Annotated in this window: 19 protein-coding genes; 14 read left to right on the top strand and 5 right to left on the bottom strand. The window is 42.9% G+C overall.

Features of this window, described 5'->3' with window-relative positions; genetic code table 11:
- The first annotated feature begins 154 nt into the window (after nucleotides 1-154).
- From serS to H6G05_RS04710, 5 genes are all read left to right on the top strand, one after another.
- Nucleotides 155-1,429, top strand: coding sequence for a serine--tRNA ligase (serS, locus tag H6G05_RS04730; protein WP_190576762.1), 1,275 nt, complete (start codon nucleotides 155-157; stop codon nucleotides 1,427-1,429).
- Between the two features lie 48 nt (nucleotides 1,430-1,477).
- The gene (locus H6G05_RS04725) at nucleotides 1,478-2,149 is read left to right on the top strand and encodes an L-threonylcarbamoyladenylate synthase (RefSeq protein WP_190576760.1); all 672 of its coding nucleotides are present in this window, start codon (nucleotides 1,478-1,480) and stop codon (nucleotides 2,147-2,149) included.
- A gap of 304 nt (nucleotides 2,150-2,453) precedes the next feature.
- The gene (locus H6G05_RS04720; protein ID WP_322096327.1) at nucleotides 2,454-2,891 is read left to right on the top strand and encodes a hypothetical protein; all 438 of its coding nucleotides are present in this window, start codon (nucleotides 2,454-2,456) and stop codon (nucleotides 2,889-2,891) included.
- Between the two features lie 375 nt (nucleotides 2,892-3,266).
- Nucleotides 3,267-4,190 (top strand): LysR family transcriptional regulator, encoded by a 924-nt coding sequence (locus H6G05_RS04715; protein WP_190576756.1) that lies wholly within the window; start codon nucleotides 3,267-3,269, stop codon nucleotides 4,188-4,190.
- Nucleotides 4,191-4,380: 190 nt separating this feature from the next.
- Nucleotides 4,381-5,409, top strand: a complete 1,029-nt coding sequence (locus H6G05_RS04710) for an anthranilate phosphoribosyltransferase family protein (RefSeq protein WP_190576754.1) — start codon at nucleotides 4,381-4,383, stop codon at nucleotides 5,407-5,409.
- A 214-nt stretch (nucleotides 5,410-5,623) separates the two neighbouring features.
- On the opposite strand, the gene H6G05_RS04705 is transcribed toward H6G05_RS04710, so the two are convergent.
- The 4 genes from H6G05_RS04705 to H6G05_RS04690 form a co-directional block, all read right to left on the bottom strand.
- Nucleotides 5,624-6,349 carry a response regulator gene (locus H6G05_RS04705; RefSeq protein WP_190576752.1) on the bottom strand — a complete coding sequence of 242 codons (726 nt, stop codon included), beginning with the start codon at nucleotides 6,347-6,349 and terminating at the stop codon, nucleotides 5,624-5,626.
- A gap of 19 nt (nucleotides 6,350-6,368) precedes the next feature.
- Nucleotides 6,369-7,379, bottom strand: a complete 1,011-nt coding sequence (locus tag H6G05_RS04700; RefSeq protein ID WP_190576750.1) for a GGDEF domain-containing response regulator — start codon at nucleotides 7,377-7,379, stop codon at nucleotides 6,369-6,371.
- Complete coding sequence (locus H6G05_RS04695) at nucleotides 7,366-7,743, bottom strand: response regulator (protein WP_190576748.1); 378 nt, start codon at nucleotides 7,741-7,743, stop codon at nucleotides 7,366-7,368. Before H6G05_RS04695 ends, H6G05_RS04700 begins: the two co-directional genes overlap by 14 nt.
- A 79-nt stretch (nucleotides 7,744-7,822) precedes the next feature.
- Nucleotides 7,823-8,986: a GuaB3 family IMP dehydrogenase-related protein gene (locus H6G05_RS04690; RefSeq protein WP_190576746.1), complete on the bottom strand. Its 1,164-nt coding sequence runs from the start codon at nucleotides 8,984-8,986 to the stop codon at nucleotides 7,823-7,825.
- Between the two features lie 273 nt (nucleotides 8,987-9,259).
- Here H6G05_RS04690 and H6G05_RS04685 point away from each other — a divergent pair, with 273 nt between their 5' ends.
- Nucleotides 9,260-10,204 (top strand): branched-chain amino acid ABC transporter permease, encoded by a 945-nt coding sequence (locus tag H6G05_RS04685; protein WP_190576744.1) that lies wholly within the window; start codon nucleotides 9,260-9,262, stop codon nucleotides 10,202-10,204.
- 48 nt (nucleotides 10,205-10,252) lie between these two features.
- A complete protein-coding gene (locus H6G05_RS04680; RefSeq protein ID WP_190576742.1) occupies nucleotides 10,253-10,915 on the top strand; it encodes a L,D-transpeptidase family protein in 663 nt (220 codons plus the stop codon).
- A 253-nt stretch (nucleotides 10,916-11,168) separates the two neighbouring features.
- On the opposite strand, the gene H6G05_RS04675 is transcribed toward H6G05_RS04680, so the two are convergent.
- A complete protein-coding gene (locus tag H6G05_RS04675; RefSeq protein WP_190576740.1) occupies nucleotides 11,169-11,906 on the bottom strand; it encodes an ankyrin repeat domain-containing protein in 738 nt (245 codons plus the stop codon).
- Nucleotides 11,907-11,941: 35 nt separating this feature from the next.
- Here H6G05_RS04675 and H6G05_RS04670 point away from each other — a divergent pair, with 35 nt between their 5' ends.
- From H6G05_RS04670 to H6G05_RS04640, 7 genes are all read left to right on the top strand, one after another.
- The gene (locus tag H6G05_RS04670; RefSeq protein WP_190576738.1) at nucleotides 11,942-12,718 is read left to right on the top strand and encodes an ABC transporter ATP-binding protein; all 777 of its coding nucleotides are present in this window, start codon (nucleotides 11,942-11,944) and stop codon (nucleotides 12,716-12,718) included.
- A gap of 173 nt (nucleotides 12,719-12,891) precedes the next feature.
- Nucleotides 12,892-14,109: a precorrin-6y C5,15-methyltransferase (decarboxylating) subunit CbiE gene (cbiE, locus tag H6G05_RS04665; RefSeq protein ID WP_190576736.1), complete on the top strand. Its 1,218-nt coding sequence runs from the start codon at nucleotides 12,892-12,894 to the stop codon at nucleotides 14,107-14,109.
- A gap of 202 nt (nucleotides 14,110-14,311) precedes the next feature.
- On the top strand, nucleotides 14,312-15,226 hold the full coding sequence (glyQ, locus tag H6G05_RS04660; protein ID WP_190577031.1) for a glycine--tRNA ligase subunit alpha: 915 nt from the start codon (nucleotides 14,312-14,314) through the stop codon (nucleotides 15,224-15,226).
- A gap of 815 nt (nucleotides 15,227-16,041) precedes the next feature.
- Nucleotides 16,042-16,560 carry a phycocyanin subunit beta gene (locus tag H6G05_RS04655; protein WP_190576734.1) on the top strand — a complete coding sequence of 173 codons (519 nt, stop codon included), beginning with the start codon at nucleotides 16,042-16,044 and terminating at the stop codon, nucleotides 16,558-16,560.
- 153 nt (nucleotides 16,561-16,713) lie between these two features.
- The gene (gene cpcA / locus H6G05_RS04650) at nucleotides 16,714-17,202 is read left to right on the top strand and encodes a phycocyanin subunit alpha (protein WP_190576732.1); all 489 of its coding nucleotides are present in this window, start codon (nucleotides 16,714-16,716) and stop codon (nucleotides 17,200-17,202) included.
- A 118-nt stretch (nucleotides 17,203-17,320) separates the two neighbouring features.
- Nucleotides 17,321-18,136 (top strand): HEAT repeat domain-containing protein, encoded by an 816-nt coding sequence (locus H6G05_RS04645; RefSeq protein WP_190576730.1) that lies wholly within the window; start codon nucleotides 17,321-17,323, stop codon nucleotides 18,134-18,136.
- Nucleotides 18,137-18,256: 120 nt separating this feature from the next.
- Nucleotides 18,257-19,105, top strand: a complete 849-nt coding sequence (locus H6G05_RS04640) for a HEAT repeat domain-containing protein (RefSeq protein ID WP_190576728.1) — start codon at nucleotides 18,257-18,259, stop codon at nucleotides 19,103-19,105.
- The last annotated feature ends 39 nt before the right edge of the window (nucleotides 19,106-19,144 follow it).

The following is a 19,144-nucleotide window of genomic DNA, read 5'->3' as shown; positions in this document are numbered from 1 at the left end:
GAATTAAAAGCCAAACCCTGTAATGGTCACTAACCCAACCCAACTATTCATTTGAAAGCGTTGCAAAGCAACGTTTTCAAATGAATAGTTGGGTTGGGTTTGATCGCAAAGCGCTGTATGATGCTCTGAGTGCGTTTAGGTTAAATAAAAGTCCGTGTTAGACATTAAGCTCGTGCGATCGCAGCCCGAACAGGTGCAAGCTCGCCTCAACAGTCGAGGCAAAGGTTACGACATTAGTAGATTGGTCGAACTAGAGCAGGAAGTTCGTGTACTCGAAACTCAGCGATCGCATTTGCAAGCCGAAAGCAACGAAATTGGTAAGCAAGTTGGGCTAAAAATGAAATCTGGTGCGCCTGAGTCGGAAATTCAAGCACTAAAAGCGCGATCGCCAGAAATCAAACAACTGCTAGCGGAACTAGAACCCAAGGAAAAATCCTTGCGCGAAGAAAGCAACACCATTTTGATGAGTTTGCCAAATTTGCCCAGTGAAACTACGCCCATTGGTGCAAATGAAACTGAAAACATTGAAGTGCGGCGTTGGGGTGATGAATATAAAACTACACGCACCGACATTCTACCCCATTGGGAAATTGGCGAAAAATTAGGGATTCTTAATTTTGAACGCGCCGTTAAAATCTCGCAGGCTCGTTTTGTGAACTTGATTGGCGCAGGAGCAGCCCTCGAACGCGCCTTAATTCAGTTCATGCTGAATACCCATACTGCCAATGGTTATATTGAAGTTGCACCTCCGCTTTTGGTGAATACCGCTAGCCTGACAGGTACAGGACAATTACCCAAGTTTGCCGAAGACTCATTTAAATGTGCCGAAGATGATCTGTGGTTAATTCCTACTGCTGAAGTTCCCGTTACGAATCTATATCGCGATGAAATCTTTGATGATGAGAATTTGCCAGTTCATCATTGTGCCTATACACCTTGTTTCCGTCGTGAAGCAGGAAGTTATGGACGTGATACCAGAGGCTTGATTCGGTTACATCAGTTCAACAAAGTGGAACTAGTTAAATTTGTGCGTCCCGAAAACTCGGCGGAAGAGCATGAAAAACTAGTGCGCGATGCAGAATCAATTCTCCAAGCATTGAAACTACCCTATCGTGTTATCGAACTCTGCACAGGTGACATCGGCTTCAGTGCGGCAAAATGCTATGACCTCGAAGTTTGGTTGCCGACTGCAAATACCTATCGCGAAATTTCTAGCTGCTCGAATTTCCATGATTTTCAAGCACGTCGCGCCAATATTCGATTTAAGAGTAAAGGAAAGAAGGGAACTGAGTTTCTGCACACACTCAATGGTTCAGGCTTAGCCGTCGGGCGTACCATGTCTGCAATTCTAGAAAACTATCAGCAACCTGACGGACGTATTTTAATTCCTGAAGTGCTACAACCTCTACTCAACAGACAATATTTGTAGAAAAAGCAAATGCTTGCTTTTTCTACAAAACTATCGCGAGACACAACTATGGCTACGATCTACCGACTGCATCCAGACAATCCACAAGCCCGCACGATCGCTCAAATCGTCGCGGCTTTACGTGATGGCGCGATCTTGCTCTATCCTACGGATACGGTCTATGCGATCGGTTGCGATCTGATGTCTAAGTCAGCCATAGAGAAGGTTCGCAAACTGAAGCAGATGTCGAACGACAAGCCCCTGACGTTTTTATGCTCGTCCCTCTCTAATATTGCTGAATATGCGAATGTCTCTAATGCCAACTATCGCACGATGAAGAGTCTTGTGCCAGGTCCTTTTACATTCATCTTGCCAGCAACTAAGCTTGTACCAAAATTGGTGTTAAATCCTAAGCGTAAAACTACAGGGATTCGAGTTCCTGATCATGGAGTATCCCAAACAATTATTGAGGCGCTAGGAAATCCGATTATTTCTACATCCGCAAATCTGCAAGAAGACGATCTTGATGAAGACTTTAGTCATCAAACTAAGAATGGAAAACAGCGTAATGTTTGTGATTTACCAAAAATGGAACTATTCGATTACTTTTCCAAATTGGTCGATTTGATTGTTGATGATGGCTCCGATCATAGCTATGAAGTATCGACAATTCTCGACCTAACTGATGATCTGAATCCACAAATCCTCCGCCAAGGATTAGGAGAAGTTCGATTTTTATGATTCAGGGCTAAACAGTTAGTATTTCTAATTGCTGTAATAGCTGAAGTTACGTAGAGGGTAACTCCCTCACCCCTAGCCCCTCTCCCGCAGGCTACCGTGTACACAGCCGCTACTCAATTCTGGGGTTTTATGTCCTAAGCAAAACTTGCTTTGCTATATACCAATTCACGAGAGTGTGACAACCCTTTTGAGAATTAAAAAATAAACCCAGTAAGTTTTTTTTAGCAAAGAAATGGCGTAGCCATTTCTTTACTTGGTACTAGATGGCAAATTGATGTAGATGTAGTACTTTTCGCTATAACCTGTGACTAATACTTTTACTTTAAAGCTCAAAATTATGCGTGTTTTACGAAATTTACCACTTCTATCCTTGGCTCTGGTGTTGGTTGGTTATATAGCCTATGGATGGCTACTTTCGATTCACAAGGCTGATTGGCGGATCTGGATTCCCTCTGGGGCGATCGCTTTTGGAGTGGACTGGTTATTCTCGGTAGGATGGGTGATCGCGGCGGTGATATTTGTCTTTTATCAAAAGTCGCAGTTTGTATTGTCTTTAGGGCTTAGTGTTATCTGGGTATTGCTGATGTATGTCGCCAGAAATGAGCTACGTGCTTTTTTAGCCCATAATCGCAGCTTGAGTTTCTTTATTCTTGTCTTAACGGCTGGTGCAGGGCTAGGCTTGGGGTGGTTTACGGATACATTGCCTACAATTCGCAGCTTTGGAGAATCATTAGTTAAATAAAACCCAAAAAGCGAGTAACGGCGCTTCGCGCCGTTACTCGCTTTTTGGGTTTATGACCTAACAGGACTAGCGATCGCGATACTTTGATATTAAGTAGCCAGACATATAGCTATAGCCACCTGTATAAAGACAAATCAAAACCCAAGTAGTGTGAGGCGGCGCTTCGCGCCGCCTCACACTACTTGGGTTTTATGTCCTAACAAGAATAGCGACAGCTATAAGTAACCTAAAACTAGAAGCTGTCCCGCCCGCATAGCGGGCAGGACAGCTTCTGGTTTTAGGGTGAGCTACTTACTTGTTACTAGCGCTACTTTTCCAAAACCCCAGAAGTTGCTTAATGAAGACAGACACAACTAAAACCATCATTAATTTTTCATGCGTTTGGAACAGTTACAAGCTTTTTTGGCAGTTGCGGAAACAGGAAACTTTCAACAGGCGGCGCAGAAATGTGGAGTTAGTCAGTCAACTATTAGCCGACAGGTGCAGTCTTTGGAAGCAACTGTGGGGATATTGCTGTTTCATCGTCAGGGTAACGCAAAGTTAACTCTGGGCGGTGATCGCTTATTACCCCATGCTAAGAAAATTTGTCAGATTTGGTCAACAGCCGCACAAGAGTTACTCGACTTGCAAGCAGGAAAACAAACAGAACTTTGTGTAGCAGGTATTCCTTCAGCCTGTGCCTATCAGTTACCACCAATATTGCAAAGATTTTCTAAGGTTTATCCCAATGTTCAGTTGCGAGTAACGACCTTGGGAAGCGATCGCGCTCTTAAGGTTCTCAAGGATGGCTTAATAGATATTGCGATCGTGATGAACAATCCATTTTTAACTGCGAGTTCGGAAATGGTAGTTGAACGCCTATATGAAGAAAAAATCCAGCTTTTGCTGCCTGTTAATCATCCCCTCTGTAAAAAAGAATCGCTAACATGGAAAGATTTAAATAACGTTCCCCAAGCTGTATTCAAAGATGGCTATGGATTACAGCGTCTTGTCCAAGATCAGTTCAATCGCCAAGGGCTACGTTTACATGCGGCTCTAGAGCTTAATTCTCTTGAAGCTTTTCGAGGCGTAGTTAAGCAAGGTAGTTTGTTAGCACTACTTCCAGAAACCTTCTTAGTGGAATTAAATCATGAGCCAGACTTAGTAGTGCGATCGCTCAATGAACCCTGTCTAACCCGCGAAATTGTCCTTGTTACTACCAGCGATCGTATTCAAATTCCGCCAATTCAATATTTTTGTAAACTTGCTGCCCAGATGATTCAGCAGGAGATTCCTGCTATCTTCCAAAGCGCACTCTAAGTCAGCAATTCACGAAAGTGTGACAATACTTTCATGAATTAAAAGCCAAACCCTTACAGGCTTATACCAAAACACAAAATGGCGTAGCCATTTTGTGTTTTGGTATAAGCCTAGAAAGTAGAGAGTCCCTGCTTTCTAGGCTATAATTCAACATCTAACCGACTTTTGCATTAAATTCACCCGTAGAGTAATGAGTAAAGAATTTCGCGAATTTTTGCGTAAAGTTGGTAGCGGTACACATACCAGCAAAAGCTTGACGCGCCAAGAGGCTGAGGCTGCCACGATCATGATGTTGCAAGGGATTGCTACTCCTGCTCAGATCGGCGCATTTATGATCGCTCATCGGATTAAACGTCCCACTAGTGAGGAACTAGCAGGGATGCTTGATGCTTACAAACTGATGGGGGCAAAGCTTGAACCGATCGCATCCCATAAACAAGTTTTAGTACTAGGCTCGCCCTACGATGGCAGATCAAAGACTGCACCCGTTATTCCTGTAACGGCGCTTGTATTGGCAACCGCAGGTATTCCGATCTTGATGCACGGAGGCGATCGGATGCCAACGAAAGAAGGTTTACCTTTTATCGAAATTTGGCAAGCTTTGGGGCTAAATTGGCAAAATCAGACTATTGAGCAAGTACAATCCAATCTAGAAACCCAAAATTTGGGGTTTGTCTACTTACCCAAACATTTTCCCTTAGCCCAAGGGCTAGTTCCCTATCGCGATCAAATTGGCAAACGCCCACCCTTTGCGACCCTTGAGTTAATGTGGTCTCCCTATCAAGGCAAACAATTCATCGTCTCAGGGTTTGTCCATCCGCCTACCGAAACTAATATTCGCGAAGCCTTTGCTCAACATGGGATTACCGAATTTGCTACTGTTAAAGGCTGGGAAGGGAGCGTAGATTTGCCGCGATCGCGTACAGCGATTATCGGCATCAATCATGGAGATCACTTTGAGCGCTTAACTCTATCCGCAAGAAACTATGGATTTAGCTCTGAAGATCCTGCGATCGCTGATGCTTCGGAAATGGCTACAAAAATCCTCTCTGCTCTCCAAGCCGAACCTTCCGAATATCTTAACTCCGTGTTATGGAACTGTGGATTTTATCTCTGGCTCTATGGATTACATGACGAAATTAACGATGCGATCGCCCATGCCAAAGAAATCATCAACAGTGGTCGAGCTTTAGAGAAATTAAAAGATCTACGCGCTTAACTTCTCAAAATCAAAATGGCAACACTTTTGTAAATTGAAAACCAAACCCAGTCAGGATTTTATAGCTGCCGTCGATTGTGCTAGGACAAAAGCAAAACCCAAGAAGAGAATGGCGGCGCTTCGCGCCGCCATTCTCTTCTTGGGTTTTATGTCCTCATACACTTGGCGACAGCTATAAAAGTACAAAATGGCTATGCCATTTTGTGTTTTGGGATTAAAGTTTACTAGGAGGATTGGAATCTACTACCTTAATTCTCCCTGATTGAATAGCATCAAATACAGAATGAATTTGGTAAACCTCCTGATCTGTTAATCCTGAATTCTCAAATAAAGCATTAAAAATTGCTTTGCTAAAATACAAATAGCCTTTACGACTAATCATCCCTGTTTGCATAATGCGATGGACTACCTCATCAAGACTGATTGAATTAGTTGATGTTCCACGGGTTGTATCTTCTGGTAATTTGAACTCTGATATTTGAGGACTGGGATCACTAAAACTGGGACTAGATAATCCAGAAACTGGGCGATTGGGAACTGTTGGCGCATTTAAAGGCTGTCCCTTATTAGGCAGACAACGATTAACAGCTGCTTTTAACATCTCAGGATCAAAGGGCTTGGTGAGATAGTCATCCGCACCAATTTCCATACATTTCATGACGCTATCCATTTCTTCGATCGCTGAAATCATGATTACAGGAATATCGCGCAAGCGTGAGTCCTTTTTCAAGTATTTGAGAACTGCATATCCATCAACTTCAGGCATCATGATGTCCAGTAAAATCAAATCATAGAGATTAGCCTGAATCATTGACAAAGCTTCGCGTCCATTAGCAGCCATTGATAAATTGAAATCTCTTCTATGCAAGCGTCGGGCAAGCATATCGCGATTTATTTCGTTATCATCGACGATCAATACTTGAAAACTTTGAATTCCCATTTTTACCACCCGTTTTTGATTATCCGTTTGTTGTCCATACTTTAACGCGATTTCTACCCTCGTGCTTTGCCTGATAAAGCGCTAAATCAGCTTCTTTAATTAGTTGTTGAGATGTGGAAATTTGGGTGTGAGGGCTAATTGTAGTAAGCCCTAAACTAGCCGTGACATAGGAATTTATTTGAGAAGAGCTATGACTTATGTGAAGATTTTCAATAGCAAAACGAATTTGGTTTGCACAAAACTCTGCTCCCGATGCATCAGTATCAGGCAAAATTACTGCAAACTCTTCACCTCCATACCTTGCTAATGTATCCCTTGGTCGTTTGATTGCCCCTGAAGCAGCGATCGCCACCTGACATAGACAGTCATCTCCCGCTAGATGCCCATAAGTATCATTATATTTCTTAAAATAGTCTATATCAAATAATATGAGTGAGAGACATTTCTTTTCTCTATACGCTGCATTCCATTCTCTTTCTAGCACTGTATCAAAGTAGCGACGATTGGCTATCCCCGTCAATCCATCACGATGGGACAAGGCTTCCAACTCATTTTTAACAACTTCTAGCTCGTGATAAGCAATTGCTAGTTCCTTATAAGCGGCTTCTAGTTTCTGATTATTTAAAACTTCACGATCGTGTAATATTTTCTTCTCTAAACAAGCACTTACTCTAGCTTTAAGCAGAACTCGATCATAGGGCTTGATTAAATAATCTTCAGCCCCCTTTTGAATACAAGCTAACATCATTTCTTTTTCATCTAACGCAGAAATGATAATGACGGGAATTATGCGCCATTGATAATTTTCCTTAAGATGATTCAGCATTTCTAAACCATTCATTACTGGCATCATCATATCCAGCAGGATCAAATCAATCGGCTGTGAAGCAACTATGTCTAGTCCGATTTGACCACTTTCCGCCAAAGTTATATTTGCATATCCTAAATTCTTTAGATGACGACAAAGAATTTCGCGATTCATTTGATCATCGTCAACAATTAATATATTTGACTCATTAGGTTCTGGCATATATTTTCAATAAATTTTCAATTTTCCCCAATAACCTTGCAAATTCAATCGGCTTAGTGTCGTAATCATCACAACCTGCTTCGAGCCCTCTTTCGCGATCGCCTACCATCGCATGGGCTGAACAGCCAATAATTGGAATATTTTGAGTTGCAGTTATTTGCTTCAAGCGCTTTGTAGCTTCCCATCCATCCAGAATCGGCAGACTCATATCCATCACAATTAAATCGGGGAGTTCTGTTTCGGCAATTTTGACACCCAATTCGCCATCAGTAGCAGCGATAACTTCAAACCCCCGACGCATTAATCTTCGCGATAGCATATCGCGATTCATTTCATTATCTTCTACCAGCAAAATTTTTGGCATATTAGGTTTTTTGATAATACCTAAATTATATTAATCTGCTAAATAATAAAAGGCTCGCTTTGCGAGCCTTTTATTATTTTTATTTACCCATTCCAAGCTGTTGTGCTTTTTGGTAAACTTTGCCCTCAGTTAAAAGAGAAGGCGCAATGACCACTTCAACCTGTTGCATTTCTCGAATCGTCCCTGCTCCCAATGTTCCCATGCTGGTTTTGAGAGCGCCCAAAAGGTTATGTGTGCCGTCATCCAGTCCCGCTGGGCCACGCAAAATTTGCTCTAGGGAGCCTGTTGTGCCAACACGAATACGGGTTCCGCGAGGTAGGACTGGGCTAGGTGTTGCCATTCCCCAGTGAAAGCCACGACCAGGAGCTTCTTTGGCTCTTGCAAAGGGTGAGCCGATCATGACGGCATCAGCACCACAGGCGATCGATTTACAGATGTCTCCGCCTGTAATCAAGCCACCATCAGCAATGATTGGCACGTATTTGCCAGTTTCTTTAAAAAATTCTTCACGGGCGGCGGCGCAGTCAGCAACAGCCGTGGCTTGAGGAATGCCCACACCAAGGACACCTCTAGATGTACAGGCAGCTCCAGGTCCGATACCGACAAGTACACCTGCGGCTCCTGCTCTTAAAAGTTCGAGGGTGACATCATAAGTAACGCAGTTACCCATGAGTACGGGGATCGGCATTTCTTTGCAGAATTTTGCAAGGTCGAGGGAGACTAGTCCTTCGGCGGCAATGTGAGTGGTGGAGACTACTGTGGACTGCAAGAAGAAGAGGTCACAACCCGCTTCGGCAGCGATCGCCCCATATTTAAAGGCATTTACAGGAATGCTGCTAGCACAAGCAATGCCACCTTTTTCTTTGATTTCACGGATGCGTTTTTGGATAAGTTCAGGTTTTACGGGTTCGGCGTAAAGCTCTTGCATAAGTGAGACAAATTCAGTCACACCCACAGAGGCAATTTTTTCTAAGATTGGTGTGGGATCGTCATAGCGGGTTTGGATACCATCAAGGTTGATGACACCCAATGCACCTAAATCTGAAAGTTTCACAGCCATATCTACATCGACAACCCCATCCATTGCACTAGCAATGATCGGAATTTCGCGACGAATTCCCCCAACTTCCCAAAATGTATCGGCAACGTTGGGATCGAGGGTTTTCCCTCCTGGTACTAATGCAATTTCGTCGATGCCATAGGCTCTGCGTGCAGTTTTACCGCGCCCAATTTGAATGTCCACTGTTTGTACTCTCTAGAATTTGATAGTGAAAAAGATGTGCGTAAAAATCTTGTATTGAAGATCTACGTTAAGGGTTAATGTTTTAAGCGACGATCACACGATCATTGCTGTTTGAGTTGTGATTATGTTTACAGACAATCTTAATAATCTCTTAAGATACTGTTACTTATTGACTAATGATAGCTAATTAGTGTGATAGGAAGTTATTTTTTCAGAGTTGAGCCAAGCTCTGATTTTCAAAAACAATCAAAAAAAGTAATCAAAGTCTAAATAATGGCTGAATTTTTTAATACCTATGGCTTCTTGATTGTCTCGGCAGTTTTTGGGGCAATTCTAGGAATATCCGTATATTTGCCCTTAATGGCGGGACAGCTATCCTTGGCAACCCCAGGATTTTATGCCTTAGGTGGATATATTGCGGCGATCGCCTCCACTAAGATTTTAACGACGACGGGGACTTTGCCAGTTTGGTGGGTGTTGCTGGAAATGTTGGCGGCGGGTGTGATGTCAGGTTTATTGGCGGTAGTTTTAGGTATTCCTGTATTGAGGTTACGGGGAATTTATTTGGCGATCGCGACAATTGCCTTTGTAGAGATTCTGAGAGTGGTTGCGCTTAATCTCGATATTACAGGCGGTGCAGTTGGTATTTTTGGCATTCCACAGCCGTTTCAGTCACCTTTAGAATACCTTTGGATAGCGATGCCTTTGCTAGGCTTGAGTATGGCTTTTATGTATCGTCTAGAAAAGATTCGGGTGGGACGAGCGTTGATTGCCATTCGTGAAGATGAGTTAGCTGCCGATTCGATGGGAATTAATCCAACTTATTACAAGGTGTTAGCCTTTGTCTTAGCGGCGATTTTGGCGGGTATGGTGGGAGCAGTAAGCGCTCACTTTTTGAATACATGGAATGCTCGTCAGGGAACCTTTGATGCCAGTATTATCTTCTTGGCTTTTGTCTTAATCGGTGGTTCGCGTACATTTTGGGGCCCAGTCGTAGGGGGGATTTTGCTAACGGCTTTGCCTGAAGTGCTGCGGGGGCTTTCCAGTGTCAATGGTGTGCCTCTATGGTTGGGGCAGTTTCTTAAGGATGGACGCTTAATTATTTTTGGGGTTTTGATTGTGGTTGGAACAATTTTTTATCCTAAAGGGATCATTACTCCAGAGTTTTTAAAATGGTGTAGCCAGACTACGCAAAAAGCATTTGCCAAAACTCAATAGTTAAAAAAATTGCGAAGCCATTTTTTTAACTTAAATTCTGGAGTCAATATGTCGCCACAAAAAACAGATGATCGCCGATCGCTAAAATCGCTAAAATTTTTTATTTATTTGACTTTGATTGCGAGTTCATTAGGAATTTATGCGATCGCGAATCCTAATTTTGCTAACCATTTGCCATGCTTTAACGACTGTGCCGCGAAAGCCACCAATGAGTTACTTAACAAAGACAAAAAGATCGCGGATTTAATTAATCTCAAAAAGCTCGATAAAAAGGCGATCGCGATCGTTGTGGAAAAGTCTAAATATAAGCTGACGGTTTATTATCAAAACAAACCCATCAAGTCCTATGCGATCGTTTTAGGTGCTAATCCCAAGGATGATAAATTACGTCAAGGCGATAAGCGCACACCAGAGGGGCTATTTCGTGTAAAGGAGCTTTATTACCATTCGGAATGGTCAAAGTTTATTTTATTGGACTATCCCACTCAAGATTCTTGGCGCAAATTTTCGCAGGCAAAGATTAGAGGAGAAGTAACAGCAAAGGATGCCATTGGTGGCGAGATCGGCATTCATGGGGTGGAGAAGGGTCAAGATTGGTTAATCGATCGCAAAATCAATTGGACGTTGGGCTGTGTCTCTTTGAAAAATAAGGATGTTGATGAAATTTATTCTTTACTACAGCGCGGTACAACAATTAAAATTCTGCATTAGCATTACAGCTTAATTAAAGAGAAATTTTTGAAAGCGACGCTTCGCGTCGCTTTCAAAAATTTCTCTTTATAGTGATAGTGTGAGGCGGCGCTTCGCGCCGCCTCACACTATCTGGGTTTTGATTTGTCCTGATACAGGTGGCTATAGCTATATAACAATTCACGAAAGAGTGGCAACACTTTTAGGAATTAAAAACCAAACCCAGTAGGGTTTTTAAAAACACAAAATGGCTTAGCCATTTTGTGTTTTGGTATTATTTTGCGCCTGCTTTCTTTAGCAAGTTGACCACATCAAGATGATTGTTTTGAATGGCGATCGCTAATGGTGTTGTCCTACCAAACGACTTGGCGTTAACATCGGCTCCATGCTCAATCAAAAGACTAACAATTTGGGCATATCCATACCCCGCCGCATCATAGAGTGGGGTCGCTCCTGCAACATAACGATTAGGATTTGCACCTTTGTTTAGCAGGAGTTGAGCCACCTCAACCTGATTTTTGACGATAGCTGCATCTAGAGCCGTAAATCCTTCGTCAGACATGATATTGACATCGGCTCCTTTTTCTAGAAGGAACTTGGCGATCTCAAAATGTCCTTCCCTTGCGGCTTCTATGAGAGGGTATCCGACGATCCACCCACCACCATTAACATTCGCGCCATGAGCCAGTAAAAGTTGCACAATCTTTATATGATTATTTCCAGATGCAATCATTAAGGCTGTCTCACCATTTTGTTCTTGAGCATTTGGGTCGGCTTTGTAAGATAGAGCTTTTTTGGCAGCAACAAAATCTCCTGTTTTCGCAGCTTTTAGCAAGATCGTATTTTGGTTAGTCTTTCTTATTTTCTTAAGTTTGAGTGTAGGGGAGTTATGGGATGGGTCAATTTCAATTAGGGCAGAAGAGGCCTCTACGATTTTTGGTAGACAAGTTGTCGCGATCGCAAATCCTGCTAACGTCAAAAAGATGAACTTAAGAGGGTTTAATGTATTCATAGGATAGTCTCAAATATGGTAGCTTTACAAACTTTATGAACGTAAGTCAATCAACTTTAGTTGTACAACAAGTAACTCGCCGATTTGGGGGCTTAGTGGCAGTAAATGAGGTGTCCTTTGATGTACAGGAAAATGAAATCTTTGGTGTGATTGGTCCCAATGGAGCAGGCAAAACAACTCTATTTAATACAATTACAGGACTAATTGCTCCTAGTAGTGGCAAAGTTCTCTACGATGGTCAAGAAATTACTAATCGCCGTCCCTACCAAATTGCAAAATTTGGAATTGCCCGCACATTTCAGAATATCCGTTTATTTGGCGAACTTTCGGCTTTAGAGAATGTAGCGATCGCCAGACATCTCTGCACCACCACAGGCATTTGGAATGGAATCTTAGGACTACCGCCTACCCACAAAGAAGAAAAGCAAACCTATGATCGCGCCCAAGAACTATTGGAACTAGTGGGACTAAGCGATCGCGCTGATGTTAAAGCCAAAAATTTCTCCTATGGCGATCAGCGTCGGCTAGAGATTGCTCGCGCCCTTGCCCTGCAACCAAAGTTATTACTTCTAGATGAACCCGCCGCAGGGATGAATCCTAATGAAAAAGGACAACTTAGTGAGTTTATCCGTAGTTTGCGAGATCGCTTTGCTCTTACAATTCTATTAATCGAGCATCACGTACCCTTAGTAATGGGACTCTGCGATCGCATTGCGGTGTTAGATTTTGGACAACTAATTGCGATCGGCAAACCTGAGATTGTCAAAAGCGATCGGGCGGTAATTGAGGCTTATTTAGGTGATGAAGGTTGATATTCTTAAGCTTCAGATTTAATGTCTTGCTCATACTAACGTAACCTACACTTCGTTATTGTCATCATTTGGAGAATCCAAAGTCATATAATTTTTAGCGTGTTAATGTATGAAAGATTACTCTATCTTCACGGCTAGATTTCAGTGTTCCCCCAATCCCGCATAAGATATCAATGAATTATCAAAAGTGGCTAAAAGTTATTGGGATTGGTGAAGATGGTTTAGGTGGGTTGAGTGCAGCCGCCCGATCGCTAATTGATCATGCCGATATTTTAGTGGGAGGCGATCGCCATTTAGCAATGTTGCCTGAATTGCCAGAAGATCAGCGATCGCGGATAGTTTGGGCTTCACCGATTGAGGCAACTATTCAGCAAATTATTAATTTGCGCGGTAAATCTGTATGTGTCCTAGCTAGTGGCGATCCGCTTTGGTTTGGGATTGGTACAACTTTATTAAAGAGAATTCCCATCAAAGAAGTTGCGATTATTCCCTCACCTTCTACTTTTAGCTTGATTTGTACGCGATTAGGATGGTCATTGAATGAGGTAGAAACCCTGAGCCTATGCGGTCGTTCTGCTTCGCTTTTACAAACTTATATCTATCCAAACGCTAAACTTCTAATTCTCAGTGCAGGCAAAGAAACCCCGCAAATTGTTGCAGATATGCTCTGCGATCGCCATTTCAGCAATAGCAAAATTACAGTCTTAGAACATCTCAACGGAACTAAAGAACGGATTATTTCTACTGTTGCTAATCAAATTCAGAACTTTCCTGAATTTGCCGATCTTAATGCGATCGCTGTGGAATGTATTGCTAATCCTGAAGCAAAAATTCTCTCGCGGATGGTAGGGATTCCCGATGATGCTTTTTGCCATGATGGACAATTAACTAAACGGGAAGTTAGAGCAATTACTCTATCTACCCTTGCGCCCAATGCTGGCGAATTGCTTTGGGATGTGGGAGCTGGTTGCGGTTCCATTGGCATTGAATGGATGCGAAGTCATCCCCGTTGCAACGCGATCGCCATCGAAAAATCTCGCACCCATTTCATTGCTGAAAATGCGATCGCTCTTGGCACACCTAATCTCAAAATTATCGAAGGTAAAGCTCCTGAAGTTCTACAAGGTTTACCCACCCCTGACGCAATTTTTATCGGTGGTGGCGCGACTGTTCCAGATTTATTCGAGACTTGTTGGGGAAATTTGCGATCGCAGGGTCGTTTAGTCGCCAACGTAGTCACTCTTGAGGGCGAGCAGAAATTATTCCAGTGGCAACAAAAATATGGTGGCACACTTACCCAAATTTCAATTAGCCATGCTGAAGCGATCGGTTCTTTTCTAGGTTGGAAACCGATGCGTCCTGTTACTCAATGGGAAATAATTAAGACTTAACCAAGTTTTACAAAGAGTATTAAGGCAGCGCAAAGCGTCGCCCTAATACTCTTTGGTTGTCAATTTTTTGATCAAGCTAATCAATAAATTATTGAAAGTGTTGCTTTGCAACACTTTCAATAATTTATTGATTAGGGTTGGGAGGATTTGCGGTGCGATCGCTGATAGGATAAAAAATATTAGTGTTATTGCCCTGTACAGCATGGATTTTCAGTCAGTTATTTTGGCGTTGCAAAAATATTGGAGCGATCGCGGATGCCTGATTGCTCAACCCTACGACACCGAGAAGGGTGCTGGCACAATGAGTCCACATACTTTCTTGAGAGCGATCGGACCTGAGCCTTGGAGCGTCGCCTATGTCGAGCCATGCCGTCGTCCCACCGATGGACGCTATGGACAAAATCCTAACCGCTTACAACATTACTATCAGTTTCAAGTAATTCTCAAGCCATCCCCCGATGATGTGCTGGATCTATATCTCAATAGCCTCAAACACTTGGGCATCGATCCCGCCGATCATGATGTGCGCTTTGTTGAAGATGATTGGGAATCACCAACCCTCGGCGCTTGGGGTGTCGGTTGGGAAGTGTGGCTGGATGGAATGGAAGTCACCCAGTTTACCTATTTTCAACAGGTTGGCGGCTTAGACTGTCGCCCCGTTTCTGCGGAAATCACCTACGGGCTAGAGCGTCTAGTCATGTACTTGCAAGGAGTAGACTCGGTATACGACATTGTGTGGCGATCGCATCCAACGCTAGGCGACATTAAATATGGTCAAGTGCATCACCAAGGCGAAGTCGAGCATAGTGGTTATAACTTCGGCAACTTTGGCGGCAAGCCACAGGATTCTGACTTACTGTTCCAATTGTTCTTGCAATACGAAAAGGAAGCAGGACATTTATTAGAGTCTGAACTAGTTTTACCAGCCTTTGACTACGTTTTGAAATGTTCGCATTCCTTCAACTTACTGGATGCGAGAGGTGTAATTTCGGTAACTGAGAGAGTGCGCTATATCGGACGTATTCGTAATCTCGCCCGTCAAGTTGCCAAACTCTATTACGCCCAAAGGGAAGCATTAGGATTTCCTTTAGGTGCTGAGTTAGCAGTCCCAACTTAAAAAAGTCAACCTTAGTCTGACTTTGGCATGTATAGCTACCGTCGATTGTGTTTGGACAAAAGCAAAACCCAAGAAGAGAATGGCGGCGCTTCGCGCCACCATTCTCTTCTTGGGTTTTATGTCCTCATACACTTGGCGGCAGCTATACATAGCATTTATCACTCTAGTGAAGTATGGGTTTGTTTCCCCACCGAATGCGGGGAAACAAACCTTTGTACCTCGCTTTCTTGAAAAGTGCTATCAACCTTTACTCAAGGGGGAAGCTGTTAAGTAGAATCGAAGCTAATGATTCACCAAAAACATATTTGTTTAGAACATAAAAAATCCCCTAACAATGAAGGCAGAGCAAAGCTCTGCCTTCATTGTTAGGGGATTCGCTATACAAAAAAATTGTTGCTGACAATACAGCAAATTTCAAAATAAGAATGAAGAAGGTAATTCCGCCATGGCTAGAACCACCTTTTTACGTGGGATCAATGGCGATCACCAGCAAAAAAACATAATCTTGAAACAAGCCGTTATAAATTGTGACAATCCGTAATACAAAATGATCCAACGACATAGTATAAACAAATAGGTTAGAATTTAAACCGATGAAATAAACGAGCAGCAGTTATCTGTCAATCGTTTAAACGTCTAATTTGAATCAACTAGCTATTTATAAAAAATAAAGTTTTTCTAAATTTCTCGAAAGAGAAAATCAGAAACAATTAAAATAGCTCTTAACAATTAAAGAACTGCAATAGTTAGTTTTGAGATTGTTGACTGTCTAAAAAATAAAAGATAATTACTCAATAACTGGAGATAACAGTATTATGTACGACGCATTTGCAAAGGTAGTATCCCAAGCTGATTCCAGAGGCGCTTATATCAGTGCTTCTCAAATTGATGCTCTTAACGCAATGGTTGCCGATGGCAGCAAGCGTTTGGACGCTGTAAACCGCATCACCAGCAACTCTTCTGCAATCGTAGCTAATGCTGCTCGTGCTTTGTTCGCTGAACAACCTGCTTTGATCGCTCCTGGTGGAAATGCATACACCAGCCGTCGTATGGCAGCTTGCTTGCGCGACATGGAAATCGTTTTGCGCTATGTTACCTACGCTATCTACTCTGGCGATGCAAGTATCTTGGAAGATCGTTGCCTCAATGGTTTGAGAGAAACCTATTTGGCTCTCGGTACTCCTGGTTCTTCCGTTGCTGTAGGTATCGGCAAAATGAAGGATGCTGCGATCGCAATTGCTAACGATCCTAACGGCGTAACCCGTGGCGATTGTTCCGCTCTTATGAGTGAAATCGGTAGCTACTTCGACAAGGCTGCTGCTGCTGTTGCTTAGTTTTTAGTTGCTTAGTCTAGACCTTGTATTGGCTGGACTAAAGACTAAATAATTTAATTTTTTTGATTTCATTCCATTGGTTCTGACTGAATTAATGAATTTTTCATCAGATCGCATTTACCTTAACAAGATTATTTTGGAGAACATCTCACAATGAAAACCCCTTTAACCGAAGCAGTATCCACCGCCGATTCTCAAGGTCGCTTCCTTAGCTCTACAGAAGTTCAAGTTGCTTTTGGTCGTTTCCGTCAAGCTACCTCTGGTCTAGCTGCTGCTAAGGCTTTGAGCGAAAAGGCTGATTCTTTGGCTTCTGGCGCAGCTAACGCTGTATACAGCAAGTTCCCTTACACCACCTCCATGACTGGTGCTAACTACGCTTCTACCCAAACTGGTAAAGACAAGTGTGTACGTGACATCGGCTACTACATCCGTATGGTTACATACTGCTGTGTAGTTGGTGGTACAGGTCCAATGGATGATTACTTGGTTGCTGGTATTGCCGAAATCAACCGTACCTTTGATCTTTCTCCTAGCTGGTACGTTGAAGCTCTTAAGTATGTTAAGGCTAACCATGGTTTGTCTGGAGACTCTGCTGTTGAAGCAAACTCCTACATCGACTATGCAATCAATGCACTTAGCTAATTTTTTCTAAGAACCAAAAAGCACCCCAATGGGGTGCTTTTTGTGTTAAATCCAATAAGCAAAAGCGGCGCTTCGCGCCGCTTTTGCTTATTATGTACTACAAAGCTTTATTAAAATTATGAATGAAGAAACTGGTATTCCCGACGATAATTTATTAACCATTGAACAAGCGATCGCAAATCTCCAAAGTGAAGACTTAGGATTACGAGTTTATGCGGCTTGGTGGTTAGGGCGTTTTCGGGTGAATGTACCAGAAGCGATCGATCTTTTAATTGCCGCTTTAGCAGACGAAGCCGATCGCACTGAGGCTGGGGGCTATCCATTACGACGCAATGCAGCGAGGGCCTTAGGAAAATTAGGCGATCGCCGTGCTGTACCAGCATTAATCCAATCTTTGGAATGCGATGACTTTTATGTACGTGAAGCTGTGGCTCAATCGTTAGAAATGTTGGGCGATGATTCCTGCGTACCTAATCTAATCGAGTTAATCAAAAATCCTAACTCTGAAGCTAGTGCCGACTCAGAACCAGAACATCCTTACGATGCATTTCTCGAAGCATTGGGAACCTTAGGAGCCGTAAAAGCTATTCCTCACATTGAGGCCTTTTTGGATCATCCGATTCCCAAAGTACAATATGCGGCGGCTAGAGCAATGTATCAGCTTTCGGAACCTGCGGTTGCTGATCAATATGGCGATCGCTTAGTTGCGGCTCTTGCCAATAAGGATTTGCAACTACGTCGTACAGTTCTTTCGGACTTAGGGGCGATCGGTTATTTATCGGCAGCAGAAGCGATCGGTAATACGATGGCTGAGAATAGTCTGAAGTTAATTTCTCTTAAAGGTTTGTTAGAAAAACAAATAGTTCTAGAGACTCCACCCGATTTGACTGATGGCGCAATTAAAGTCATGGCATTGATGGATGAGTTGTTATAAATAAAAGGGTCGCCATGCGACCCTTTTATTTATTTTTTCATGATGCAATTAGAGTTTTGGTACTGATGGATGATTTATTGTAGAGTAGAGGAGCGCAAAGAGCTTCTCTAACCTATCTATATGACTGATCACCTTTCCCAACTTATCCAAGCCGTAGAAGAAGCAGATTCTTCCAAGCTATTGCTCGAAGCAGTCCAAAATTTAGCGGCGGCTCGGTTAGAAGGTGCTATTCCCATATTAATTGAGGCGCTTAGTTATAACAATCCAGGAGCCGCAGTAGCATCTGTGGACGGATTGATTTTGCTGGGAAGTGCGGCTGTACCACCTTTGCTCGAACTCCTAGACATGCATAATTACACAGCACGCGCATGGGCTATACGAGCTTTAGCAGGGATTGGTGATCCAAGGGGTTTGGTAACTTTGCTTGGAGTGGCAACTGCTGACTTTGCGATGAGTGTACGTCGCGCCGCCGTCAAGGGTTTAGGTACAATGAAATGGCATTGGTTTCCTGATGAGCTAAGGGATATCGCTCAAGAAGAAGCCTTGGATGCCCTATTATTTGTAGCGCAACAGGATGAAGAATGGGTGGTGCGCTATGCATCCGTGGTGGGCTTGCAGTCCTTGGCGATCGCGATCGCGGATGCCCATCCTACATGGCTAGCGGAAATTCAAACGCAATTTAATTTGATGTCTTGTAATGATGAAGTTCTCGCCATTCGTGGTCGGGTTTGGCTAGCGCAACAGAAGCTTCAGCAAAAAATTCAACAAGTTAAATCTAGTAATCTTCATGAGTCCATACAAGTATCAGAGACTGAAGAGAAAAAATCGCCACTAACTTCTAATGATTGGCAAGAAATTCTCAATCAACTTTATGAAATTAAACGACTAGAGCGCATTAATTCTGGCAGTGAAGGTGATCCACGTCGATTTCAGCAACTAGCCTCGGCGATCGCCGAGACAAATAATTAATACCAAAACACAAAATGGCTACGCCATTTTGTGTTTTGG

Source organism: Phormidium tenue FACHB-1050 (assembly GCF_014696925.1).
Classification (GTDB): domain Bacteria; phylum Cyanobacteriota; class Cyanobacteriia; order Pseudanabaenales; family Pseudanabaenaceae; genus Pseudanabaena.
Note: the sequence above shows the minus strand (reverse complement) of the source record. Positions and strands in the feature narration are given on the sequence as shown.